The organism is Psychrobacter sp. AOP5-GZ1-6, assembly GCF_052376345.1.
Classification (GTDB): Bacteria; Pseudomonadota; Gammaproteobacteria; order Pseudomonadales; family Moraxellaceae; genus Psychrobacter.
Genome location: NZ_JBQSVP010000367.1, coordinates 1 through 348, shown reverse-complemented (window position 1 = coordinate 348; position 348 = coordinate 1). Strand labels below are relative to the sequence as shown.

Here is a 348-nt window from a genome sequence, read left to right as displayed (position 1 = left end):
ACAGTCAGATGTCAGTGACTATGATTTTGTCACGGGTCTGCTTGCAGATATTGGTATTTCTACTTTGTGGGTATCAGGCGATTCGGTTGATGAGCTAGGTACGTGGTGGTTGGTCAGTGGTTTAGATGAGAATGAGCAAATACCGCTGACTTATAGCTATGCGCAGTCCTCCATACAGTCAGGTCAAGACAGCGTCAATGCATTACAGATGACTACGCAGCAGCTGGGTAGTCATACTGTCATGGTACGGGCAGATGGCCTTGCCGCTGATACTATCTATGAAGGTCAAGCAGCAGATGAGTCAGCGCTTGCAACAGATGACACCACGGTGCTAATTGCAGCGCCCTC

Annotated in this window: 1 protein-coding gene; it reads left to right on the top strand. The window is 48.9% G+C overall.

Annotation, left to right across the window (positions count from 1 at the left end):
- Positions 1-348 (top strand): hypothetical protein (locus ACT3RN_RS16235; RefSeq protein WP_444518889.1); only part of this gene is annotated, 348 nt, incomplete at both ends.